The organism is Pseudoxanthomonas indica (assembly GCF_900167565.1).
Classification (GTDB): Bacteria; Pseudomonadota; Gammaproteobacteria; order Xanthomonadales; family Xanthomonadaceae; genus Pseudoxanthomonas_A; species Pseudoxanthomonas_A indica.
On the sequence record NZ_FUZV01000001.1, the window covers coordinates 824,066 to 846,737 of the forward strand.

Consider the following 22,672-nt stretch of genomic DNA (forward strand, 5'->3'; position numbering starts at 1 on the left):
TTGGGGGACTCAACATGGCGCTTCCCCACTGACGTTTTCTCGATCAGCCAGCACAACTTGGATCCAAGCCTGGACCTCCTGCTCGGACCAAAGCCGCATTCCGCCATGCTTGATGCCCTTCGGGAATCGCCCGCCTGACCAAGCCGACCGAAACGTGGTGCGGCTGTAGCCGATCAGCCTAAGGACTTCCTTCTCTCTGATCAGTCGATCGTGTTGCATGTGTCCGGCCTCCGGTACCCAGTTGTTGTCCTGAGCATTACAGTAGTAGCCGATAGCAGCGCATGCGTGCCGTATCTGGCCCGAAATCGACCTGAATTCCGGTGGCCGGCTGCCGGGCGACCTGGCGCCAACTGTGATCGAGCCGTTGGACTAGCTACATCAGATGCTCCTGCCAACGGAGCTTGCCGATGTCGATCCTGCTGATTGCAACGTGTTTCCTTTTCCTTTTTGCTGTCGCAGGCCTGGTCGCTGCCGCCACTGAATCTACTGGCCCGGCCGAATCACAAGACAACGATGATCCAGACGCGGCTGGACACGCCGAGCTGCAATGGCTGTTTGATGACTCAGCGCCCCCCATCGCCTGGCAGCCACCGGATCTGCCTTGGACCGAGGAGCTAGACTCGTACTCGCCCGTGCTGGACGAGTCGGACTTCCACGTCGGCGCCTTTTCCTGTCACGACTGGGGCGACGGAACTGGATCGGGCTGGTAGCGGCCGATGCTCGTCGAGTGGCGACATCGGATGGCCAGAAACGAAGAAGCCGCCCGTTTGAAGGGGCGGCTTTCCGTATATTTTCCGTACGAACGACTTGGGTACCAGCCTGACATGCCGCAAGTCATTGGTCTAATTGGTGGGCGGTACAGGGTTCGAACCTGTGACCCCTACCATGTCAAGGTAGTGCTCTACCGCTGAGCTAACCGCCCGGTGTGCCCCTTTGCAGGGGCGCGAATTCTAGCCCGGAACCGGGTGCGGCGACAAGTGTGGTCGCCGGTCGGCGCTAGCCCAGGCTGGCTTCCTTGAGTTTGCGGATCTCGTCGCGCAGGCGCGCGGCGTCCTCGAATTCCAGATCGCGCGCGTGCTGGTACATCTCCTGCTCCAGCGCCTTGATGCGGGCGGCGGCCTGGGCCGGGTTCAACGGCAGGGCGTACTCGGCCCGATCTTCGCTGACGCGACGCTTGCCCTTGCCCGACTTGGCTTCACCGGCATCGCGCGCGCCTTCCAGGATGTCGACGATGGGTTTGTGCACCGATTTCGGGATGATGCCGTGCTCGGCGTTGAACTCCACCTGCTTCTCGCGGCGGCGGCTGGTTTCGTCGATGGCCGCCTGCATCGAGCGGGTCATCTTGTCCGCATACAGGATGGCCTTGCCGCGCAGGTTGCGGGCGGCGCGGCCGATGGTCTGGATCAACGAGCCGGTGGAACGCAGAAAGCCCTCCTTGTCCGCATCCAGGATCGCCACCAGCGACACTTCGGGCATGTCCAGGCCTTCGCGCAGCAGGTTGATGCCGACCAGTACGTCGAACTTGCCCAGGCGCAGATCGCGGATGATCTCCACGCGCTCCACGGTGTCCACGTCCGAGTGCAGATAGCGCACCTTGATGCCGTGTTCGCCCAGGTACTCGGTCAGGTTCTCGGCCATGCGCTTGGTCAGCGTGGTGACCAGCACACGGTCCCCCCAGGACACGCGCTCGTTGATCTGCGATAGCAGGTCGTCGACCTGGGTGCCGACCGGGCGGATTTCCACTTCCGGATCGACCAGGCCGGTGGGACGCACCACCAGTTCGGTGATCTCACCGTTGGACTCGCGCAGTTCGTAGGGGCCCGGCGTCGCCGACACATAGATGCTGCGTGGCGAGCGTTCTTCCCATTCCTCGAAGCGCAAAGGCCGGTTGTCCAGCGCTGACGGCAGGCGGAAACCGAACTCCACCAGCGTTTCCTTGCGCGAGCGGTCGCCCTTGTACATGGCGCCAATCTGCGGAATGGTCACGTGCGATTCGTCGATGACCAGCAAGGCGTCGGCGGGCAGATAGTCGAACAGCGTCGGCGGCGGATCGCCCGGCGACTTGCCGGTCAGGTGGCGCGAGTAGTTTTCGATGCCCGAGCAGTAGCCGACTTCGGCCATCATCTCCAGATCGAACTGGGTGCGCTGGGCCAGCCGTTGCGCTTCCACCAGCTTGTTCTGCGCGTACAGGTTTTCCAGGCGGTCCTTCAACTCAACCTTGATGGTTTCAATCGCGGTCAACACGCGCTCGCGCGTGGTGGCGTAGTGGGTCTTCGGGTAGATGGTGTAGCGCTGCAGCTTGCGCAGCGATTCGCCGGTCAGCGGGTCGAACAGGGTCAGGTTTTCCACGTCGCCGTCGAACAGCTCGATGCGCAGCGCCTCGCTGTCGCTTTCGGCCGGGTGTACATCGATGACCTCGCCGCGTACGCGGAAGGTGCCGCGCTGCAGCTCGTACTCGTTGCGGGTGTACTGCAACTGGGTCAGGTGCTTGATCAGTTCGCGCTGGTCGATGTGCTCGCCCAGCGACAGGATCAGCCGCAGCGACAGATAGTCCTCGGGCGCACCCAGGCCGTAGATGGCCGACACCGTCGCCACCACCAGCGCATCGCTGCGCGAGAGCAGGGTCTTGGTCGCGGCCAGGCGCATCTGCTCGATGTGTTCGTTGATCGAACTGTCCTTCTCGATGAAGGTGTCCGACGACGGAACGTAGGCTTCCGGCTGGTAGTAGTCGTAGTAGCTGACGAAGTACTCCACCGCGTTGTGCGGGAAGAACGACTTGAACTCACCATACAGCTGCGCGGCCAGGGTCTTGTTGGGCGCCATCACCAAGGTGGGCTTCTGTATCTGCTGCACCACGTTGGCGATGGTGTAGGTCTTGCCCGAACCCGTCACGCCCAGCAGGGTCTGCTTGGCCAGGCCGGCTTCAAAGTTGGCCACCAGCTTGTCGATGGCGCGCGGCTGATCACCAGCCGGCGAATACGGGGATACCAGTTGAAAGCGATCCGACATGGGCCTGCCTCTGATGCGATCTGTGAGTATAGCGGCGCAGCGATGACGGACACGTGCGGAGTAGTCCTACGCGCGGATCAGAATTTCGCCGATGGCGTGCCCTTGTCGTGGCGGTGAAGCTGAACCCTCCCATCACTGCCTGGAGATTTCATGCGCCGGACGCGCCTTAATTTCGAATCCCGCCGCCGATCATGGCCGGCCCATCGGCCCCACGGACTCAGCCTGCTGGAGCTGATGATCACGGTGGCCCTCACCGCGATACTGCTGACCCTGGCCGTGCCGTCCTACCAGCGCTTCATGGAACGCAACCGCGCGGACACCGCCACCTACCTGCTGACCTCGTTGTTTGCTTCCGCGCGCGCCACCGCCGTCACCTATCGCCGGATCACTTCGGTCTGCCCCACCGATGGCACCTCACCCTGGTGCACCTCGGATGGCGACTGGAGCCATGGCTGGTTGATGTTCACCGACCCCGATGGTGATCGCCAGCCTGACACGCCCGATGAAGTGCTGCGGCATGAACGCTTTCCCGTGCATCCCTCGTTGCGGCTGCGTTCGTCGCGCGGCCGGCCGCAACTGCGGTATCTGCCCGATGGCCGCAGCGCCGGCAGCAACCTGACCGTGAAAATCTGCGATCAATCCCGTGTCCTGGTCGAGGTCGCGGTCAACAACGCCGGTCGCCCGCGTGTCAACCGCCTCAGGGCGGGCGCAACGTGCGTGCGATAAGGGTTTTCGGGAGGCTTGCCGGCCCCGGACCGCCTGCGTACAATAGCGGACCCCGCCCGAATAGCTCAGCCGGTTAGAGCACTTGACTGTTAATCAGGGGGTCGTTGGTTCGAGTCCAACTTCGGGCGCCAGATTTGAAAAGACCGCGAGCGATCGCGGTCTTTTTTTGTTTCCGGCGGCACGCGATGGTCTGCTTGCGCGCGCCATCCATGCAATGCCCAAAGAAAAGCCCGCTTCTCGGCGGGCTTTCCAGTTCCTGCTTCCGACCTTACCAGCACTCGGCCGGCGTGGCCGAGGCCGTGCCGGTGGCGCTGCGCGTACCCCGCGAGTCGACCTGCAAGGTGGCGCACTTGGTGTCGTTGGCTTCCTGCGAGCCGGTCGGCACGATCTGCAGCGTGTAGGCGTTCTGCGTCACCGCACCCGAAAACTCCGGCGTGCCGTAGTGGCTGGCGACGTCGGCATCACATGCCGGTAGCGGATCCGGCGCGCCCACATAGGTCATGTTGGTCGTGTAGTAGCGCTCCATGAACTGCGCGCGCTCCAACAAACAAGCACCTGCCGCCGCACGTCGCGAACGGGTGACCTGATCCGAGTAGCTGCCGTAGGCGATGGTCGACAGGATGGCCACGATGGCCACCGTGATCATCAGCTCCATCAGCGTAAAGCCCGCCTGCTTGCTTGCTGCATTCGTCATGTCAGTTCCTTATGGCCTCTCGCCAGGATACCCGGCCCACGTTTCTCACTTCGTTCTTGCCCAGGCAGCCCATGGTGCCGCCCGAACCGGCGGCGCACACCTGGCCACCGCCAGCGGCCGTACCGTCGCCGCTGAACAACGAGCCTTGGGTGACCATGCCCACGCCCGGATCCACCGAGCCCACCGGCGCGGTCGCGCCACCACCCAGTGCCGCTTGATCGCGGTGGTCGAACACACCGTCACCGTTGACGTCGAAGTACGGCACCGTGGTGCTGGTGCCGGAGAAGGCGTCCAGTGCATTGAGGTAACCACGGCCATCGGTCTGGCAGGCGGTGGAAGTCGGAATGATCGTGCTGAACTCGAGTACCGTACCGTCCAGCTGCGGCGAGGTCACGACCCGTTCGCCGGAAGCGACAGCCGGTGAGGGATCGATCAGGTTGATGTACCAGCCGCGGCTGCCGGTCGCCAGCGGCGAGTTCTGCTGGAACGCGCGTTGAGTCGCCTCGGCGGCATCTTCATTGTTGACGTAGATGATCGAGCGCTGGGTCATGTCCGCCTTGGTCGCCGCGGGACCCGAATCGACCACGGCATACATGGTCTGGACAGTCCGGCTTGCCACGTCACCATTGGTCATGAAGCGGCCGGTGCCGAAGAACACCCAGGTCTTGTAGGTGGTCGGGTGTAGCGCCACGGTCGGGCTGGCGGTGATCGCCTGGCGGGTGGTGCCATCCGGTCCCAGCGCAACAAAGATCGGCGCACCCGAATTGCCTACGCCCCAATTTGAGGTCGTCGCCGAGCTGATATCGAACTTCCACATGTTGCCCAGCATGTCACCGCCGTACACATAGTCGGTGGTTCCGTTGCCGTCGCGATCCCAACCCACCGCGCCGGTCAGGCCGTTGGAAGAGGGCGAGTCCTGCGCCGGATCGCCCGCGTTGGTGTTGAGTTCGGCAATCACGCTGCCATCGCTCAGGCTGAGCACCAGCAAGACGGCCATGCCGTTGGTGCTGTTGATGCCATTGGGAACGATGAGTCCGGTCGTACCGTTGTTCAGCTTGACGATCAACGGGCGCGACTGGACCAGGCCCATGTTGTTCTGGTTGGATTCAAAACGCTGCCAACGCAGGATGTTGGTCGCCGTCACCGCATCGGGGTCGTTGACGTTCAAGGCAAACAGGCCCTTGCCGCCCTTGCCCAACGCACCGACCAGGATGTTGTTGCCCGGCGTCTGGGTGCGGTTGGAGACGATGATGGGGCCATCGACAAAGAAGCGGTGCGAATAGTCCGGACGGCTGATCGTGCTCAGGTCGCTCAGGCTGATGCCGGCGGGGATGAAGGCGAAGCGCTCCGCACCAGTGGCGGCGTTGATGGCGTGCAACATGCCGTCATTCGCGCCCACGTAAAGCGTATCGGTGTTGGGCGCATACGCCGGCGAGGAACTGACGATGTCGCCGAGCAGGTGGACGCGATCGCGCAGGTTGCCTTGATGCTGGACTTCGCGGCTGCGGTCGCCCTTGATGTAGGCCGCATTCTGCGCGCCGGTCGCCTTGTATTCGTCATTGGTGCCGTTGCGATCCAGCGCGGTGATCTGCGCCTCGGTCGGGAAGTCGGCGCCAATGCCGCCACTGGAGGTCAGCACCTTGCGGTTGGTGGTGGGAATGCCGGCCGAAGCGGTCCACGAGGCCGTGGTGTTGAAACCCGATTCGTTGGCGCGCTTGGTATAGGACAGGATTTCGCCGGTCCAGTAGCCGGCCTGATACTTGGCCTGGAACAGCCTGGAATTGTTGCTCAAGGAGGCCGAGTTGGCCGCGATGTTGGAGAACGAACCCACCTCCGTGCTGATCTGTGCCAACGCCGCGCTCAGGCCCTCCTTGAACAGCTTGGGATTGCCTGCGGCGACGAAGTTGCCGCGTCCGTTGACGGCCGCATGCAGCAGATCATCGATGGTGGTGTTGCCGTCGCCGCGCGGTTGCGGCCAGCCGGCCACGCCGTTCACGGTCGCGCCTGTGGTCGAGGACATCACCGCGGCCACTGACTTCTGATCCACGGTGCCGCTCAGGCCAATGGCGATGCCAAAGGTGACCATGTGCTGCCAGAACGCCGGATTGTTGGGCGACGAGGGCACGATGTTGGACATGCCCGGTCGCAGATCCGTCTTCCAGTACTTCATGGCCACGTCGGCCAGCGTCGCGTCGATCTGCGATGCATTGGCGGCCTGGCCGAGATAGGACGTGCTGTAGCCGTCGGTGAATGGAACCGCCGGCGTGTACTGGTAGCTCTGCGTGCCTTGGGTAATGGTCGCGCCCGCCGTGCCGTCCGCATTGCCGGTGCCAGTCGTGTAGTTGGACGCGCTGTTCCAGTAACCGTCGGTCGTCAGGATGGTGAAGTTCTTGCGGCAGGCCAGCTGGTCGTTGCCGGTGCCCGGGCCATAGGGGCCGTTGGCGGCGTCGCTGCTGAAGTAGTCGCCAGCCTTCTGCAGCGCGCCGTGCAATGGCGTGCCGTCGTTGCCATAGGTAGCGAACAGGCGGTTGTACCAGCGCGTACGGTTGTTCGCGTCCGGCGTGTCCAGGAACAGGCCAAAGTTGTGGTTGACCGGGATGGGCACCGCGTAGGTCGGCGAGTTCGCGGCCGGGTTGGCCGGATCGCGGGCAGCGCCCCAAATCGTGCGGTAACCCACGCGCATGTCGGCGGTAATGCCACTGAAGGCGGCGCTGGCGCCAGCCTTGGCCGCTTTCATGCGGGTGCGATGGTAGGAGAACCAGGTGGCGTAGTTGGCGATTTCGGCCGAGACCGAATTGCGCACGCTCGGGTTGGGCAGTGCGTCGACACAGCCGGTCCAGCCACCGGAGGTGCCGGTATCGCCGGACCCGCAGGCGTTGCTCAGGCGATAGGTGACCCGCAGTGTGACATTGCTGAAAGTGCTGTTGTTGTTGCCGCTACGATCGGCGTACAGGCGGACCTGGTAGCTGCCGGCCGGCGCATAGTCCCAGGTGAGGGTTTCGGCGTTGGCGCTGGTGGCCGCCCGGCGATCATAGTTGTCGATGTCCGGCTCGGCGCCGCGGCGCAGATAGATGTCGGCGCCGTTGCGGGTGAATGATCCACCCGTGGTGGTCACCGTCAGGGCGTAGACATGCTCGGGCAAGTCAAACGTGTAGGTGGCGGCGTAGCCGGACGAAGTGCGGTTCTGGCCAGTCCTCGGAAAACCGGTCGGCGTGTTGACCGTGGTTTCCTGGGTCAGCGTCGTGTACTCGGATCGCTTGATCGTCGACGCATCCATGATCTGGTAGCGGTAATAGTTGCGACCGTCTGCCAGTTGCGTAGCGGTGTAGCTGGTGTCCTTGGGCACGTAGAAGGTCTGCGGACCACCGCACACCAGGGTGTCATTGCTGTTGCCGTCGACGCCATTGCCGTTGTAGTCGTAGCGGGCGCAGCTGGCCGGATCGGCCAGGTTGATGGTGGTGCCCGAAGCGAAATTGAAGCTGGCGAAGACCGAGCCGTAGGAGGTGCCGCCGGTCATCGGCGCACCGCTGGCGGTGGTCCATGGCGCGTAGTTGTCCTCGGCCTTCAAGTTCATCGGGTTGTAGAAAACCGTATTGCGCGTATATGCGCGCGCCGCCACGTTGATGTTGCTGGTGGCCGGCACCGAGTCGGGCATGTAGTCGAATGCCATCGAGCCCGAGTCATCCAGGATGAACAACACGTTGGGCGGCACGCGCGCGCCGGTGCTCAACGGATCCGTGGGCAAGGTGATGCCGGCATTGACCGGCAACGCCAGCAGGGTGGCGAAGAACATCGACGCGCCGGGGCCCACACGGCGCCAGAAGCGCTGGGCCAGCGTCGGAGTGGAGGAATTCTGCCTGGACATGGGTGGCTCCGGCTTACAGCGCAATGAAGTTGGTTTGCAGGATGACCGCGGCGCGTTCGCCGCCGTTTACATCCAGACTGCGGGCGGTGATGCGGTAACGCGGACGCAGGCACAGCGGCGAACGGCTGGTTTCGTCCACCAGATCGCAGCCCGGCCACGTCGGCGCATCGCCCATGTACTCGACGATGTAGCTGGCCGGCGGCGCGATCTCGCTGCGGCTGTCGGCACTGGCGGCAGCCCAGTTGTCGGCGGAAAAACCCGTGTCCAGCCAGCGATCGGTGTTGGTCGCCACCGGCAGCGAACAGAGGCCGTTCTCGCAGCCGTCGGCGGGCACCGCGGCACGCGTGCCACTCGCACCAGCCAGCACCTCACCCTGGCGCAAGGCCGCTTCCGCCGCCTGGAAGGCATAGCTGCGATCCAGCAGGTTGGCGCTCATGCGTTCTTCCAGCAGGGTGCTGCGCAGCACGGCCAGGCCGAGCAGCGTCATCACCACCAGCAGGATCATCACCACCACCAGCGAGGCGCCGGCCTGGCGGTATCGGCTGCGGAGAATTCGGGTATTCATAGGTTGCGGTTCCGCAAACTGACGACATGGATGGTCTGGCGTTGCAGCGGCGTGCCACCGGTGCCGGTGTTGGGCTGGCCGTCCAGGGTCAGTGCGATGCGCGCGGCGATCACGTTGGCCCAGTTGCCGCCCACCGTGGCCGGCGGCACGTACTCGACACCCGTACGCATCAGGTAGGTCACGCTCATCGCGCTCACGCCTTCGGCGACTTCTTCGTTCGACACCCCGCCGCCGGACAGGCGCGTGTGGTACAGCGAGGGGCGGCCGTTGGGATTGTTGGCGATATACCAGCGGCTGGCATTGAGCCGCACCAGCACCGAGTTGGGCGCGGCGAATTCGAACGGCGCGCGCGTGCTGCAGGCTTCACCCACGCCGACCAGGCCCAAGTTGATCGAGCAGTTGCCCGGGCTGCCGCTGGCTGCATAGGTGATGTTGGCGCCATTGACGGCGCTGGCCTGGAACACCGCGGCCTGGCGCGAATTGCACACCAGCACCAGGTCACCGGCGGCAATGCCGTGATCGTTGCGGTTGACCGTGAACACGCCGCCGGCGGTGTTGTGCGCGCTGATGGTGGAGACATTGTTGTCGCCGGAAATCAGCTGCAGGGCTTCGGTGCCGGAGATGCGCTGGCCCTCGCCGGTGCCGAAGCTCAGGCTGGGGAAGGTCTCGGTGGCGCCGTAACCACGCGTGGTCGCACCCCAGTCGGTGAAGTTGCTCCACCAGCTGGTGGCATTGGTCACCACCACGTTGGCGATGGGCAGGTTGTTGACGCAGGGATTGCCCGCAGCCTCGCGCATGTCGCGCGCCATCAGCTCGAACGAGGTGCGTGCGGTTTCCTGCACGATGCCCAGGCTGTCGGTGGAACGGAACGTGGCCTTGTTGGAGGCGAAGATGCCGATGGCCGCTGCGACCACCAGCAGGCCCAGCACCAGGGCGATCATCACTTCCAGCAGGCTCAGGCCGTGCGCGCGCGCGGGCCAGCTGCGGGGAACCCGACGTTGGATGGCTGCTCGTTTCATAGTTCTGAGGTCACCTGCACGGAGTTCTGGGTCAAGCCGGACACGATGGCGCCGCCGGCACCGGCATCGGACGCACGGCTGTCATCCCAGAACACGGTGACCGTGCACGGGGAATTGGCCAGGCACGCAATCTGGCCGCAGGTTTCATCGCCATCGCCCAGCACGTTGTTGGTGCGGATGGCCTGCAGCCACAGACGGCGGTCGTTGTCGGCCAGGCTGCCGGTGGCGATGGGTTCGCAGGTCTTGGCCATGTCGTAGGCGCCGCCCAGGGCGGCGGCGCGGTTGGCGCGCATGGAGTCGAACATCGAGTACGCCAGGATCACCGCCTGACTGCGCTCCATCGAACTCTGGCTGTTGCGCAGCGCGGTGGTCTGCATGGCGGCGATGCCGAGCATGCCGATGCCCATGATCAACACGGCAATCATCACTTCCAGCAGGCTCACGCCACGCTGTTGCGTGCGTGAGGCAAGGCGACGGGGGGGAGAGGCGACGGGCATTGGACGGTCCTGCGGGTTCATGGCGACGAGGGCGAGGCTTACGGACACGCGCCATCGCCGTTGACGGGCGTGGTGGAGACGCGGCTGCCGCTCTGGATGCGGACGGCACGCTGGTTCAATTCCGGACGGGTCGTGACGATGCACGCAGTGAAGGTTTCCGCGGCCAGACCGCCGGCGGCGTTACGGGCCAGGCCATCGGCGCGGAACGTGATCGTGTCGGCGCTGGCGGTGACCGCCACCGGCGCCTTGCTGCGGAAGTCGCGCAGCACGGTGGCGCCCGCCATCACCAGCCACTGGTCCCAGGCGCCGGCAGCGCCGGCGCAGGTGGCGCCGTCGGTGCTGCGGCAGACCCGGACGGTGGCGTTGCGGCGGATGGCCTCGGTGCGGGCCAGCTGGACCGACGTCACCAATTCGTTGGCCTGGGCCGTGAGGCGATTGGAGTTGATCACCTCGGTGAAGCTGGGGATGGCCAGCGTGGCCAGGATGGCGACAATCGCCACGGTCACCAGCAGCTCCAGCAGGGTGAAGCCGCGCACGCGCGCGCCGACTCCCCTGGAATCCTGCCCTGCCCGTTCGGGCTGACAAAGCTTCATGCAATCCTTCCCCAGATAGCGTGTGGGCAGACTAGGCCCGTCGCGCGCGGCACCGCCAGTCAGGACCCGATGGACGGGCCAGTGGACGGATTGAGCGGACCCGAGCCTGTGCGCGGGCACAGGCCTGCGGCATGATGCGGCTTCTTCCCTGCTGCCCACGCCATGACGCGCGACGAACAAGCCACGCCGCTGGACACCCTCTGGCAAGGTCCGGTGATGCTCTGGGTGATCCTGGCCGGCGAAGGCGTGGCTGCGGTGCTGGCGCTGGGATCGAGCATGGGCGGCAGCCGTTGGGTGCACTTCGGCCTGACCTCTTTCATCGTGCAATGGGTGTCGCTGGTGACGCTGGGCACGCTCTATCTGTTCCGTTCTCCGCTGGCCCGGCTCAAGCCCACCTATGTGGCCTACCTGGCCTTGCTGGTGCTGGTGGTGGCCAGTGCGCTGGTGTGCGCGGCCGGCTGGTGGGTGTTCTGGGATGTCTGGCCGATGGCGCAGGATGGCTGGATACCGATGTTCCTGCGCTTCACCGGCATTGCCTTGATCGTGGGTCTGCTGGGCCTGGCCGCGTTCCTCAATCACTGGCGGGCGCGGCAACTGGCGGTCAAGGCCAAGCAGTCGGAACTGGAAGCGCTGCAGGCGCGCATCCGTCCGCACTTCCTGTTCAACACGCTCAACACCGGCGCGGCGCTGATCCACCAGCGCCCGCAGGATGCCGAGCGGGTGCTGCTGGATCTGGCGGATCTGTTCCGCGCCGCGCTGGCCGGGCCGCGCGAGATTCCACTGGCCGAAGAACTGGCGCTGGCGCATCGCTATCTGGAAATCGAAAACCTGCGCTTTGGTGATCGGCTGCGCGCGCATTGGCAGGTGGCCGACGACTTGCCGGCCGTGAACGTCCCTACCCTGTCCATCCAGCCGCTGGTGGAGAACGCGATTCGTCATGGCGTGGAGCCCGAGCCCGATGGCGGCGATGTGTGGGTGGAGGTGTCAGTGGATGGGGCGTGGTTGACCATCGCCGTGCGCAATTCGTTGCCTTCGCGCCCTTCGACTACCCGCGGTCATCAGGTGGGGCAGAGCTCGGTGCGGGCGCGGATTCATGCGCTGACGCAGGGGCGCGGGGAATTGCGGGCGGGGGTTGAGGCCGATGGGTATGTGGCGGTGATCCGGTTGCCGGTGGAGGCGCAACGCTGAGGCTGCGTTGAACGCTGGACGGGTTGCCTGAAAAAAAAAGACCCGGCACGCGTGCCGGGTCTCTTGTCTTGCATCACCTGCGCTGGCGAGCCGCCATCAGGTCAACACGCGATAGCAAGGCTTGTATTCGCCGGCGATCTTCATGCGTCGCTGCTCGACAAACGCACGCAGCAGCGCATCCAGCGCCTGCATCATGTCCGGGTCGCCGTGGATTTCGAACGGGCCGAACTCCTCGATGCGGCGCATGCCGTCTTCCTTGACGTTGCCGGCCACGATGCCGGAGAACGCGCGCCGCAGGTCCGCCGCCAGCGCATGCGCCGGACGACCGTGATGCAGATCCAGCGCGGCCATCGCCTCGTGCGTGGGCACGAACGGCTGCTGGTATTCGTTGGGGATGTCCACCGCCCAGTTGAAGAAGAACGAATCCTTCTGCTGGATGCGGTACTCGCGCACCTGGCGGATGCCGGCGCTCATCTTCTTGGCCACAGCGACCGGATCACCGACCACGATTTCGTAGCGCCGCGTGGCTTCTTCACCCAGCGTGAGGCGGATGAACTGATCAATCTGCTCGAAGTACGGCGCGGCAATCGTCGGGCCGGTGAGAATCAGCGGGAACGGCAGGCCCTTGTTTTCCTCGCGCAGCAGGATGCCGAGCAGATACAGGATCTCTTCGGCGGTACCCACGCCACCCGGGAACACGATGATGCCGTGGCCGACACGCACAAACGCCTCCAGGCGCTTTTCGATATCCGGCATGATCACCAGGTGGTTCACGATCGGATTGGGCGACTCGGCGGCGATGATGCCTGGCTCGGTGATGCCGATATAACGCGTGGTGCGGCGACGCTGCTTGGCATGGGCGATGGTGGCGCCCTTCATCGGCCCCTTCATGGCGCCCGGGCCGCAGCCGGTGCAGATGTCCAGCGCGCGCAGGCCCAGCTCGTAGCCCACCTGCTTGGTGTACAGATACTCGTCGCGCGAAATCGAATGGCCGCCCCAGCACACCACCAGGTTGGGATCGGCCGGGCGCAGGATGCGCGCATTGCGCAGCAGGCCGAACACCGCGTTGGTGATGCCGCCCGAGCTTTCCAGATCGGCGGCGTAGTCCGGGCCCAGCTCGATCGCGGTGTAGGCCAGATCGCGCACCACGGCGAACAGCAGCTCGGCGATACCGCGGATGATTTCGCCATCAACGAAGGCCATCGCCGGTGCGTTGACCAGGTCGATGCGGACGCCGCGATCCTGCTGCAGCACCTGGATGTCGAAGTCGGGATACAGATCACGCGCCGCGCGCGGATCGTCGGAAGCGCTGCCACTGGTCAGCACGGCCAGCGCGCAACGGCGCAGCAGGTCGTGCATGCCGCCGGCGGAGGCGTCGCGCAGGCGCGCCACTTCGGCCCGCGACAGCACGTCCAGCGCGCCACGCGGGTGGATCTGTGCATCCTGGACCGGCAGCGCCCTCGTTGCCGTATTGCTCGTCATGGTGCTTCCTGTCTTGTTGTTGTCATTGACCGGTGACTTTAGCGCAGTCCGCTGGCCGCGGCACTCGGGGCGGTCAGCTCCCATAAAAAAACGGCCGGGTTGCCCCGGCCGTTCCTTGTCTTGCGTCCAGCAGGTCCGCTTAGAACTTGTAGCGGAAGCCCACCTGCAGCGACCACTGCGAGACACCGGTGTTGCCGATGCCGTCGCCGCTGTTGGCCACGGTCGGCTTGGTCACGCTGGCCTCGTTGAACGAGTACACGTACTTGCCGTTGTAGATGCCGTTGGCTGCAGCCACGCCTTCGTTGGCGAAGAAGCCGTAGTCATAGATGTGGCCCCAATCCTTATTGATCAGGTTACCCACGTTCATGATGTCGACCCAGATTTCCGACTTGTGGCCCTTGAAGAAGCCCGGCAGTTCCTGGCTGAAGCGCACGTCGAAGCTGTTGACGAAATCGGCGCGGCCGGAGTTGCGCGGCGCCACGGTGCCCTTGTACTTGGCCAGGTCGGGATTGTTGCTCAGCCAGTTGAAGAACGCCGTTTCCATCGCCGGGTTCGCGGTGAACTCGCCGGTGGAGCTCAGGCTGCCGAACAGCACGTCGCCCGGAGCCGACGGCACGTAGAACAGGTCGTTGAAGCTGTAGCTGTCGCCGTTGGCATCGTTGGTGTAGACGTAGCTGTAGGTGCGGCCCGAGCGACCTTCGTAGAACAGGCCGACCGAGGTCTTGTAGTCACCCCAGAACTTGTGCTGCCAGTTCAACGTACCGGTCACGCGGTCGCGGATTTCGTAACGCGAGTTGCCCACCGCTTCCGCATTGGCCTGGAAGTTGTAGTTGTAGCGCCAGGTCGAGTTGGCGGTGGAGTTGCTCATCGCGCTGACTTCGTCAGCGTTGGTGTAGGTGTAACCAAGGCTGTAGGACCAGTCGCTGCCTTCGGTCCACGGCTTCTGCAGGGCCACGGTGAACTGGGTGCTCTGGCCGCGGTCGGTGTTTTCCAGCAGGTAGACCTGGTTGAAGCGGGTGTCACGGCCGAAACGGTTGCTGGCCGAATTCCACGAACGGCCCACGCGCGCCGGGTTGTAGTAGATGTCACGGCCGTCCTGGCCGGTCACGTCTGCATTGCCCAGGTTGAGGTGGCTGTACAGCAGGCCCGACTTGACCTGGGTCCACAGCATTTCAGCCGACAGCACCATGCCATTCCACGGCAGCTCGTGTTCAAACGCCAGGTTGGCCTTCCACACCGACGGCTGTTCGAAGTCCTGGTCGACCAGGTTGACGTTCATTTCGCCGCCAGCGCCTTCGCCGGTCGGGCGCTGCTGCTGGGTGCCATCCGGCTGGTACGGGATGTCTTCCCAGGTGATGTCGCCGCCGATGTCCTCGTCGTAACGCACGTAGTTCAAACCGGTGTTGCTGAAGGCGTTGCCGATCCACACCTGCGGCGAAATGCCGCGGAACAGGCCCAGGCCGCCGCGCAGCTGGGTCGGACGCTCGAAGTCGAAGGTGTAGTTGAAGCCGAAGCGCGGCTGCCACAGCCAGTCGTTCTTGCCGACGTTGCGGTTGTCGTAGCCGAACACTTCCTGCGCCACCGCGTTGTAACCCGGCTCGCCGTCAACGCTGGGCTTGTCGGCGCGCACGCCGAAGGTCAAGGTCAGGTTGTTGTTGACGTACCAGGTGTCCTGCGCAAACAGGCCGTATTCCTTGTAGCTGAACTTGGCGGCGATGCTGTCGAAGCCCTGGCCCGGCTGCGGGGCGTGCAGCACGTAGCTGCTCCAGATGCCGTCGCGGAAGTTGTCCAGGCCAAAGAACTCGTACGCGCCGTACAGGTTCTGCGCGAACATGTTGTAGACGTCGTTGTCGCCGTAGTCCACGCCGAACTTCACTTCGTGGTCGCCGAGGTTCCAGATGCCGGCGCCGTAGCCGGTCCAGGTTTCGGTGGCCACCGCGTTCATCGGCGTGCTCACGTCCTGGCCGATCTGGATGTTCGAACCCGACGGCGAACCTTCGTCGCCGCCGAAGTAGATCTTGACGTTGGCCAGGGTGTTGGGCGCGATGCGGGTCGAGGCGTAGTCGCGGTACGACGCCTTGAACTCGGTCGAGAAGGTATCGCTCCAGTCACTGAAGACCTGGGCGACGTAATTCTCGATGGTCTTCTGCTGCTGGTAGTAGGTGGAGCTCAGGTTGATCAGCGTGCCGCCGGTGCTGGGGGTGCGCAGCTGGCTCTGTTCGACCTTGCTGTAACGCACGCTGGCGCGGTGGTTTTCGTTGATGTTCCAGTCGACCTTCAGCGCGTACTCTTCCAGCTCGGTGCTGCCGTCGGTGTCGCCGACGCCGCCGGCGTCATAGCCCCAGGTGTTGCGGGCGATGTCGATGGCTTCGTTGACCTGGTCCATGGTGATTGCACCGGTGCCCACGGCGCTGTCGCTCAGGCTGGCGCCCGGCGACTTCCATTCCTGCTTTTCGTAGTTGGCGAAGAAGAACAGCTTGTCCTTGACGATCGGGCCGCCGAAGGTGGCGCCGTAGGACTGTTCCTTCTCGAAGCCGTCGAACGCGGCGCCGGTGGCCGGGTCGTCGCCGAACCAGTCGCCGTCGCGGTACGCGCCGTAAATCGAACCGTGGAATTCGTTGGTGCCCGACTTGGTCACCGCGTCGATCACCGCGCCGGTGGCGCCGGTGATGGTCACGTCATAGCTGGACAGGTCGACGTTGATCGCTTCAACGGCTTCCATCGACACCGGCTGGCGACGGGTCGGCATGCTGTTGGGCTCGAGGCCGAAGGTGTCGCTGATCGACACGCCGTCAACGCGGATGGCGTTGTAGCGCGGATTCTGGCCACCGGCCGAGATGCTGCCGTCGGCCTTGCTGGTCTGGGCGATGCGCGGATCCAGGCGGATGTAGTCCTGGATGTTGCCGCCCACGGACGGCAGCGCTTCGATGGTCGGACGGCTGACGCTGGTGCCGGCGCCCATCTTGGTGGCGCTGAACACGTCTGCGCCGCCGGCCACGCCCACGGCCACGACGGTTTCCAGGGTGGTGGTGGCGTCGCCGGTCAGGGCGGCATTGACGGTGTTGGCCTGGGCCAGGGTCAGGAACACGTTGTCTTCGGTCTTGGTACCGGCACCGGACTTGGTCACGGTGATCTGGTACGGGCCACCAACGCGCAGGCCGCGCGCGGAGTAGCGGCCGCTGGCGTCAGTGCTGGCGCGGCTGACGGTGCCCGACTCGACGTGGGTGATGACCACTTCGGCGCCCGCAACCGGCTGGCCGTCGCTACCGGTCACGACACCGCCTACACCGGCGGAGGTGGACTGGGCGAAGACCGGCGCGGCCGCGAGGGCGGCAACGAGACCAAGGGTGAGCTTGGACATCCGGAGACAACGGGATTGATTCATGGGTGTAAGCCTCGATACGGGTTATGGCGATGCGAAAGCGGTTGGCCGGACACGCAAATGCGTGTTCCGCGGGGGCGGTCGAAGACGTGCTTTGGGTTCCCTTGACGCCGACGCGAGCGGGCCGCGTTGGTTAACAACAGGTTAACACGATAGGACCATTTTGTGACCGGCCCGTGACAAAAATCCCGCATTGCAGCAACCGTTTTCGGCAGCTCGAAAGGGCTTGCAAATCAGCCCCCTCCCCGCTTGCGGGGGAGGTCGGGGGTGGGGGCACGCCTTGCCTCAGATCGAGACCGGCAATTTGAGGTAAGTGCCGATGCCGTCGAGGAACATCTGCACCGACAGCGCCACCAGCAACATGCCCATCAACCGCTCCACGGCGGTCAACACGCGCCGACCCAGCCATTTGTAGAGCAGCGGCGAGCACAGCAGGATCGCCGCGGTGGCGCCCCAGGCCAGGATCAGCGCCAGGCTCCAGTCGGTCAGGCGATGGGGCTCGTTGCTGCCCATCAGCATGACGGCCGCCATGCCCGAAGGCCCCGCCACCAAAGGAATCGCCAGCGGCACGATGAAAGGCTCGCCGCCGGGAATCTCGCCCATCAGGCCTTCCGGCCGCGGGAAAATCATGCGGATGCCGATCAGGAACAGGACGATGCCACCGGCGATGGCGACCGATTCCTGGCGCAGGTGCATCAGCTCCAGGAAGTATTTGCCACCCCACAGGAACGCCATCAGCACGGCCAGGGCGATCAGCAGTTCGCGCACCAGCACCACGCGCTGGCGCTTGGGCGTCAGCGGCTTGAGCACGCTCAGGAAGACGGGAATGTTGCCCAGCGGGTCCAGGATCAGGAACAGGGTCAGCGCAGCCGCCAGGATGGTCATGCACGCACCTGCCAGATCTGGCCGCGGTGCTCGGCGCCGGCAGATGACAGCAAAGTGACACAGGCGGCTGCGTAATCGTGGGCGTCGCGCAGCGCTGGATCGACGTCATCGGCGTAGGCGCGCGAACGCAGGCCGGTCCGCATCGGCCCGGGCTGCAGGGCGGATACGCGCACCTGGGTGTTGCTCAGTTCCTGCGCCAACATGCCCACCAGGCTGGCCAGGCCGTGTTCGGCCACGCCGTAACCGCCCCAGTAGGCCTGGCCCACGCGCTGCAGGTCGTCCAGGGCGAATACCAGTGCCGCGTCGTCCGACTGCTTGAGCAGCGGCAGGCAGGCCTGGGCAAGCCACCAGGGCGCGGTGAGGTTGATATGCAGCGCGCGCGCGAACGCGGCCGGGTCGGTCAGCTCCAGCGGCGTCAGTCCGCGGAATTCGGCGGCACAGGACAGCACGCCATCCAGCTGTCCCACTTCCGCTCGCAGGCGGTCGGCCATCTCGGCGTAGTCATCCGGCGCGGCGCCTTCCAGATCCAGCGGGTAGATCAGGGGCTCGGGCCCGACTTGCGCGAGCATGTCGTACAGGCGATTCAACTTGGGCACCTTGCGGCCCAGCAGCACCACGGTCGCGCCGGCCTCGGCACACGCCACCGACGCCACGCTGCCCAGGCCACCATGCGCGCCACTGACCAGCACCACGCGACCTTCGAGCACGCGCGGTGCGCGGGTCGGCAAACCCAGCAGTCCACTCATGCCGACTGCGCCAGCGCTTCGGCGACGATACGCCCGAGTTCACCGGACTCGTGCAGTTCCAGGGTGATATCGCAGCCGCCGATCAGTTCGCCGTGGATGAAGAGTTGCGGAAACGTGGGCCAATTGGAGAAACGCGGCAGGTTGGCGCGAATCTCCGGCTCTTCCAGCACGTTGACGATGCACATCTTGTCGGCGTCGGCGCCGGCGCCCTGCAATGCCTGGATGGCGCGACTGGAGAATCCACACATGGGGAATTGCGGCGTGCCCTTCATGAAGAACACGATCGGATGGCCTTCCACCAGGGCTTGGATGCGTTCCATCACCGGCATGCTGAATTCTCCTGCTTTGACGGCATGCGAACCGTCGTCGGTTACACTTTCGCTTCGTCTCGCCGGGAGCCCGGCGAGGGCGCCATTGTAAGCCCTGAGCGTCGTTCCGCTGACGCCAGTGTTCCCAAAAGCCAAGCCCAAAGGACCCCGAAGCCATGGCCATCGAACTCCCCCCCCTGCCCTACGACCGCACCGCGCTGGAACCGCACATCTCCGGCGAGACCATCGATTTCCACTACGGCAAGCATCACAAGACCTACGTGGACAATCTCAACAAGCTGATCGAGGGCACCGAATTCGCCGACCTCTCGCTGGAAGAGATCGTGCGCAAGTCGCAGGGCGGCATGTTCAACAACGCCGCGCAGGTCTGGAACCACACCTTCTACTGGAACTGCCTGAAGCCCAACGGCGGCGGCGAGCCGACCGGCAAGCTGGCGGAACTCATCAACAAGGCGTTTGGCGATTTCGCCAAGTTCAAGGAAGAGTTCACCAAGACCGCCATCGGCACTTTCGGTTCCGGCTGGGGCTGGCTGGTGCAGCGTCCGGACGGCTCGCTGGCCCTGGCCAGCACTTCCAATGCCGCCACCCCGCTGACCGGCGAAGACAAGCCGCTGCTGACCATCGACGTATGGGAACACGCCTACTACATCGACTACCGCAACGCGCGTCCGAAGTACGTGGAATCGTTCTGGGCGCTGGCCAACTGGGACTTCGTGGCGGGCAATCTGCGCTGAGGCGCTGCGTCGTTCGCGATTGTCACCACGTGAGATGAAAAAAGCCGGGCAGTGCCCGGCTTTTTTTGGCTGAAGGTTTATCGGTTTCGGGGCTCAAGCCCCGACCGACGAAGCCGCGGAAACAAGACATCACGGCTGCGTCAAACGCCCAACGACCGGCGCTACCTGCGCCTCGCGCGCCAGCGTCGCACCCACGCGCGTCAGCGCGGCTGCAAGTTCCGCTGCATCATCCGCCCGCAGCGTCGCATGCCCCACCTTGCGACCCGCGCGCGGCTGCTTGCCGTAGTCGTGCCAGTGGCCACCGGCTTCGCCCAGCAACGCGCCGGCGTCCGGCATTGCGCCAATCCAGTTCAACATGCAGGCATGGCCGAGCATGCGCGTGGCGCCCAGCGGCAAACCCAGCACCGCGCGCAGATGGTTCTGGAACTGCGACGTCTCGGCGCCTTCAATGGTCCAGTGGCCGGAGTTGTGCACGCGCGGCGCCATTTCGTTGGCGAGCAGGCGATCGTCCTTGCAGAACAGTTCCAGCGCGAACACGCCCACGTAGTCGGTACGCTCGGCCAGCGCACGCGCATGCGCGATGGCAGCGTCGGCCAGCGCATCGGACACCCGTGCCGGCGCCAGGCTGGCCGACAACACGCCATCGACGTGCCAGTTCTCGGTGATCGGCCAGGCGCGGAATTCGCCATCGCGACCGCGTACGGCCACCACAGACAGTTCGCGGTCGAACGGCACGAAGGCTTCCAGGATCAAGCCGACCTTGTCGGCCTGCGCGCCCAGTGCGTCCCAGGCCGCGTCGGCGTCAGCCAGGCTGCGCAGGCGGAACTGGCCCTTGCCGTCGTACCCCAGGCGGCGGGTCTTGAGGATCGCGGGTGCGCCGACCGTGGCGAGCGCGGCATCCAGTTCCGCACGCGTGGACAGCGCGGCGAACTCCGGCACCGGAATGCCGAGTTCGCGGAAAAGCGTTTTCTCGGCGAGCCGATCCTGCGCAATGGCCAGCGCGCGCGGATTGGGAAACACCGGCACGCGCGCGGCCAGCCATTCGGCGCTGGCGGCGGGCACATTCTCGAAATCGAAGGTGGCCACGTCGATGCGTCCGGCAAATTCGGCCAGCGCGGCTTCGTCGCGATAGTCACCCACCAGCAGCGGCGCGAACTGGCCGGCGCAGGCGTCGGGCTCGGTATCCATGACCAGGAAACGCAAGCCCAGCGGCGCGCCGGAAAGCGCGAGCATGCGGGCCAACTGCCCGCCACCGAGGATGCCGACGGTGGTCATGCGGGCTGGCGCGGATCGTCGTGCGCCAGGACGTCATCGGTCTGGCGCGCGCGGAAGGCCAGCAGCGCCGCGCCGATCTCGGAGTAATCCGTGGCCAGCAGTGCCGCCGCGAACAGGCCGGCATTGGCCGCACCTGCATTGCCGATGGCGAAGGTGGCCACCGGAATGCCGGCGGGCATCTGCACGATCGAGAGCAGCGAATCCATGCCGTTGAGCGCCTTGGACTGCACCGGCACACCCAGCACCGGCACCGCGGTCTTGGCGGCCAGCATGCCCGGCAGGTGCGCCGCGCCACCAGCGCCGGCGATGATCGCGCGCAGGCCGCGCGGGCCGGCGGTTTCGGCGTAGGAGAACAGGACGTCCGGCGTGCGATGCGCCGAGACCACCTTCACTTCGTAGGGAATCCCCAGCGCATCGAGCTTCTGCGCGGCATGCTGCATGGTCTCCCAGTCGGAGCGGGAACCCATCACAAGTCCCACCAGGGGGCTGGTCACGGTGGCGGTCATGGCCGTCCTCAGTGGCAAAGACGTATTCTACCCTCCTGACTCAAAGCCGTTGGACCCATGGACCGCAAATTGCTGGACATTCTCTGCTGCCCGACCACTCGCCAGTCGCTGTCGTTGCTGGATTCGCGCGGCCTCGAGGTAATCAATCGCGCGATCAGCGCCGGCGCTGCCACCCGCTCCGACGGGGCCACCGTGAGCGCACCGTTGCGTGAGGCGCTGTTGACCCAGGATCGCAAGACGATCTACCGGGTCGAGGACGGCATCCCGGTCCTGCTGGCCGAAGAAGCGATCGCCACCGCGCAGTTCGCCGACTTCCCCGGCAAATGACCCTGCACCCGCCCGCCGACGCCCAGATTGCCGGCGACGTTCGCCGCGCCCTGTCCGAAGACCTGGGCGCCGGCGATGTCACCGCCGCGCTGCTGCCTGATTCGGCGGACGTGGCCTATCTGCTGTGCAAGGAAGACGGCGTGCTGGCGGGTGCGGCCTGGTTCGATGCCGCCCATCGCGCGCTCGACCCGCAGGTGCGCATCGACTGGCGTGCGGCCGACGGCCAGCGCATCCGCGCCGGCAGCGTACTGGCCACCCTGTCGGGTCGTTCACGCGCGCTGGTCAGTGCCGAGCGCACCTCGCTCAATTTCCTGCAGACCCTGTCCGGCACGGCGACCATCACCGCGCGCTATGTCGAAGCGGTCAGCGGCACCGGCGCGCGCATCCTCGACACGCGCAAGACGCTGCCGGGGCTGCGGGTGGCGCAGAAATACGCGGTCACCTGCGGCGGCGGCTACAACCACCGCATGGGCCTGTACGACGCGGTGATGTTGAAGGAAAACCATGTGCGTGCGGCCGGCTCGATCACCGCGGCCATTCATTCCGCGCGCGCCATGCACGGCACTCTGCTGCTGATCGTCGAAGTGGAATCGCTGGATCAATTGCAGGAGACCCTGGCGGTAGGCTGCGATCGCATCCTCATCGATGACTTCGATCCAGCCACGCGCCGCGAGGCCGTGCGCATCGCCGCCGGGCGGATTCCGCTGGAAGTGTCAGGCGGCGTGGACCTGGCCGGCGTGCGCGCCATTGCCGAAGATGGCGTCGACTGCATTTCCATCGGTGGCCTGACCAAGCATGTGCACGCCATCGATCTTTCGTTGAAGCTCGGCCCCGCGCCGAACTGAGTACG

21 protein-coding genes and 2 tRNA genes are annotated in these 22,672 nt (G+C 65.2%); 7 read left to right on the forward strand and 16 right to left on the reverse strand.

Going from position 1 to position 22,672, the window contains the following annotated elements:
• Positions 1 to 9: 9 nt before the first annotated feature.
• The gene (locus B5X78_RS18860) at positions 10 to 219 is read right to left on the reverse strand and encodes a helix-turn-helix transcriptional regulator (protein WP_079723164.1); all 210 of its coding nucleotides are present in this window, start codon (positions 217 to 219) and stop codon (positions 10 to 12) included.
• Between the two features lie 188 nt (positions 220 to 407).
• Between B5X78_RS18860 and B5X78_RS03960 the strand changes: the two genes are divergently transcribed.
• Entirely contained in the window at positions 408 to 710 is a 303-nt protein-coding gene (locus tag B5X78_RS03960) for a hypothetical protein (protein WP_079723165.1), read from the forward strand.
• A gap of 137 nt (positions 711 to 847) precedes the next feature.
• On the opposite strand, the gene B5X78_RS03965 is transcribed toward B5X78_RS03960, so the two are convergent.
• A tRNA-Val gene (locus tag B5X78_RS03965) sits at positions 848 to 922 on the reverse strand.
• A gap of 74 nt (positions 923 to 996) precedes the next feature.
• On the reverse strand, positions 997 to 3,009 hold the full coding sequence (gene uvrB / locus B5X78_RS03970; RefSeq protein WP_079723166.1) for an excinuclease ABC subunit UvrB: 2,013 nt from the start codon (positions 3,007 to 3,009) through the stop codon (positions 997 to 999).
• 150 nt (positions 3,010 to 3,159) lie between these two features.
• On the opposite strand from uvrB, the gene B5X78_RS18725 reads away from it, so the two are divergent.
• Positions 3,160 to 3,735, forward strand: coding sequence for a GspH/FimT family pseudopilin (locus B5X78_RS18725; protein ID WP_079723167.1), 576 nt, complete (start codon positions 3,160 to 3,162; stop codon positions 3,733 to 3,735).
• 54 nt (positions 3,736 to 3,789) lie between these two features.
• A tRNA-Asn gene (locus B5X78_RS03980) sits at positions 3,790 to 3,866 on the forward strand.
• Between the two features lie 137 nt (positions 3,867 to 4,003).
• On the opposite strand, the gene B5X78_RS03985 is transcribed toward B5X78_RS03980, so the two are convergent.
• Genes B5X78_RS03985 through B5X78_RS04010 form a run of 6 tightly spaced genes read right to left on the reverse strand, consistent with a single transcriptional unit; the run spans position 4,004 to position 10,968 of the window.
• Positions 4,004 to 4,429 carry a type IV pilin protein gene (locus B5X78_RS03985; RefSeq protein WP_079723168.1) on the reverse strand — a complete coding sequence of 142 codons (426 nt, stop codon included), beginning with the start codon at positions 4,427 to 4,429 and terminating at the stop codon, positions 4,004 to 4,006.
• A 1-nt stretch (position 4,430) separates the two neighbouring features.
• On the reverse strand, positions 4,431 to 8,294 hold the full coding sequence (locus tag B5X78_RS18360) for a PilC/PilY family type IV pilus protein (RefSeq protein ID WP_139381396.1): 3,864 nt from the start codon (positions 8,292 to 8,294) through the stop codon (positions 4,431 to 4,433).
• Between the two features lie 13 nt (positions 8,295 to 8,307).
• Positions 8,308 to 8,859, reverse strand: a complete 552-nt coding sequence (locus B5X78_RS03995; protein ID WP_079723169.1) for a pilus assembly PilX family protein — start codon at positions 8,857 to 8,859, stop codon at positions 8,308 to 8,310.
• A complete protein-coding gene (locus B5X78_RS04000; protein ID WP_079723170.1) occupies positions 8,856 to 9,878 on the reverse strand; it encodes a PilW family protein in 1,023 nt (340 codons plus the stop codon). The genes B5X78_RS03995 and B5X78_RS04000 overlap by 4 nt, the downstream gene beginning before the upstream one ends.
• Entirely contained in the window at positions 9,875 to 10,375 is a 501-nt protein-coding gene (gene pilV, locus B5X78_RS04005; RefSeq protein ID WP_079723171.1) for a type IV pilus modification protein PilV, read from the reverse strand. The genes B5X78_RS04000 and pilV overlap by 4 nt, the downstream gene beginning before the upstream one ends.
• Positions 10,376 to 10,413: 38 nt before the next feature.
• A complete protein-coding gene (locus B5X78_RS04010; protein WP_079723172.1) occupies positions 10,414 to 10,968 on the reverse strand; it encodes a GspH/FimT family pseudopilin in 555 nt (184 codons plus the stop codon).
• A gap of 162 nt (positions 10,969 to 11,130) precedes the next feature.
• Here B5X78_RS04010 and B5X78_RS04015 point away from each other — a divergent pair, with 162 nt between their 5' ends.
• The gene (locus B5X78_RS04015; RefSeq protein WP_139381397.1) at positions 11,131 to 12,156 is read left to right on the forward strand and encodes a sensor histidine kinase; all 1,026 of its coding nucleotides are present in this window, start codon (positions 11,131 to 11,133) and stop codon (positions 12,154 to 12,156) included.
• 96 nt (positions 12,157 to 12,252) lie between these two features.
• Here B5X78_RS04015 and ppnN read toward each other — a convergent pair whose 3' ends face one another.
• From ppnN to grxD, 5 genes are all read right to left on the reverse strand, one after another.
• Entirely contained in the window at positions 12,253 to 13,638 is a 1,386-nt protein-coding gene (gene ppnN / locus B5X78_RS04020; RefSeq protein WP_079723173.1) for a nucleotide 5'-monophosphate nucleosidase PpnN, read from the reverse strand.
• A gap of 139 nt (positions 13,639 to 13,777) precedes the next feature.
• Positions 13,778 to 16,999, reverse strand: a complete 3,222-nt coding sequence (locus B5X78_RS04025; protein ID WP_079723174.1) for a TonB-dependent receptor — start codon at positions 16,997 to 16,999, stop codon at positions 13,778 to 13,780.
• 306 nt (positions 17,000 to 17,305) lie between these two features.
• Positions 17,306 to 17,905: a YhgN family NAAT transporter gene (locus B5X78_RS04030; protein ID WP_079723175.1), complete on the reverse strand. Its 600-nt coding sequence runs from the start codon at positions 17,903 to 17,905 to the stop codon at positions 17,306 to 17,308.
• Positions 17,902 to 18,651, reverse strand: coding sequence for an SDR family NAD(P)-dependent oxidoreductase (locus tag B5X78_RS04035; RefSeq protein ID WP_079723176.1), 750 nt, complete (start codon positions 18,649 to 18,651; stop codon positions 17,902 to 17,904). Before B5X78_RS04035 ends, B5X78_RS04030 begins: the two co-directional genes overlap by 4 nt.
• Entirely contained in the window at positions 18,648 to 18,980 is a 333-nt protein-coding gene (gene grxD / locus B5X78_RS04040) for a Grx4 family monothiol glutaredoxin (protein WP_079723177.1), read from the reverse strand. The genes B5X78_RS04035 and grxD overlap by 4 nt, the downstream gene beginning before the upstream one ends.
• Positions 18,981 to 19,135: 155 nt before the next feature.
• Between grxD and B5X78_RS04045 the strand changes: the two genes are divergently transcribed.
• The gene (locus B5X78_RS04045; protein WP_079723178.1) at positions 19,136 to 19,714 is read left to right on the forward strand and encodes a superoxide dismutase; all 579 of its coding nucleotides are present in this window, start codon (positions 19,136 to 19,138) and stop codon (positions 19,712 to 19,714) included.
• A 129-nt stretch (positions 19,715 to 19,843) separates the two neighbouring features.
• Here the strand turns inward: B5X78_RS04045 and B5X78_RS04050 are convergent, their stop codons facing one another.
• Entirely contained in the window at positions 19,844 to 20,989 is a 1,146-nt protein-coding gene (locus B5X78_RS04050) for a 5-(carboxyamino)imidazole ribonucleotide synthase (RefSeq protein ID WP_079723179.1), read from the reverse strand.
• Positions 20,986 to 21,495 carry a 5-(carboxyamino)imidazole ribonucleotide mutase gene (purE, locus tag B5X78_RS04055; RefSeq protein ID WP_079723180.1) on the reverse strand — a complete coding sequence of 170 codons (510 nt, stop codon included), beginning with the start codon at positions 21,493 to 21,495 and terminating at the stop codon, positions 20,986 to 20,988. Before purE ends, B5X78_RS04050 begins: the two co-directional genes overlap by 4 nt.
• Before the next feature lie 57 nt (positions 21,496 to 21,552).
• Here purE and B5X78_RS04060 point away from each other — a divergent pair, with 57 nt between their 5' ends.
• Both B5X78_RS04060 and nadC read left to right on the forward strand, forming a co-directional pair.
• Positions 21,553 to 21,822: a Trm112 family protein gene (locus B5X78_RS04060; RefSeq protein ID WP_079723181.1), complete on the forward strand. Its 270-nt coding sequence runs from the start codon at positions 21,553 to 21,555 to the stop codon at positions 21,820 to 21,822.
• Positions 21,819 to 22,667 carry a carboxylating nicotinate-nucleotide diphosphorylase gene (gene nadC / locus B5X78_RS04065; protein ID WP_079723182.1) on the forward strand — a complete coding sequence of 283 codons (849 nt, stop codon included), beginning with the start codon at positions 21,819 to 21,821 and terminating at the stop codon, positions 22,665 to 22,667. The genes B5X78_RS04060 and nadC overlap by 4 nt, the downstream gene beginning before the upstream one ends.
• Positions 22,668 to 22,672: the final 5 nt, after the last annotated feature.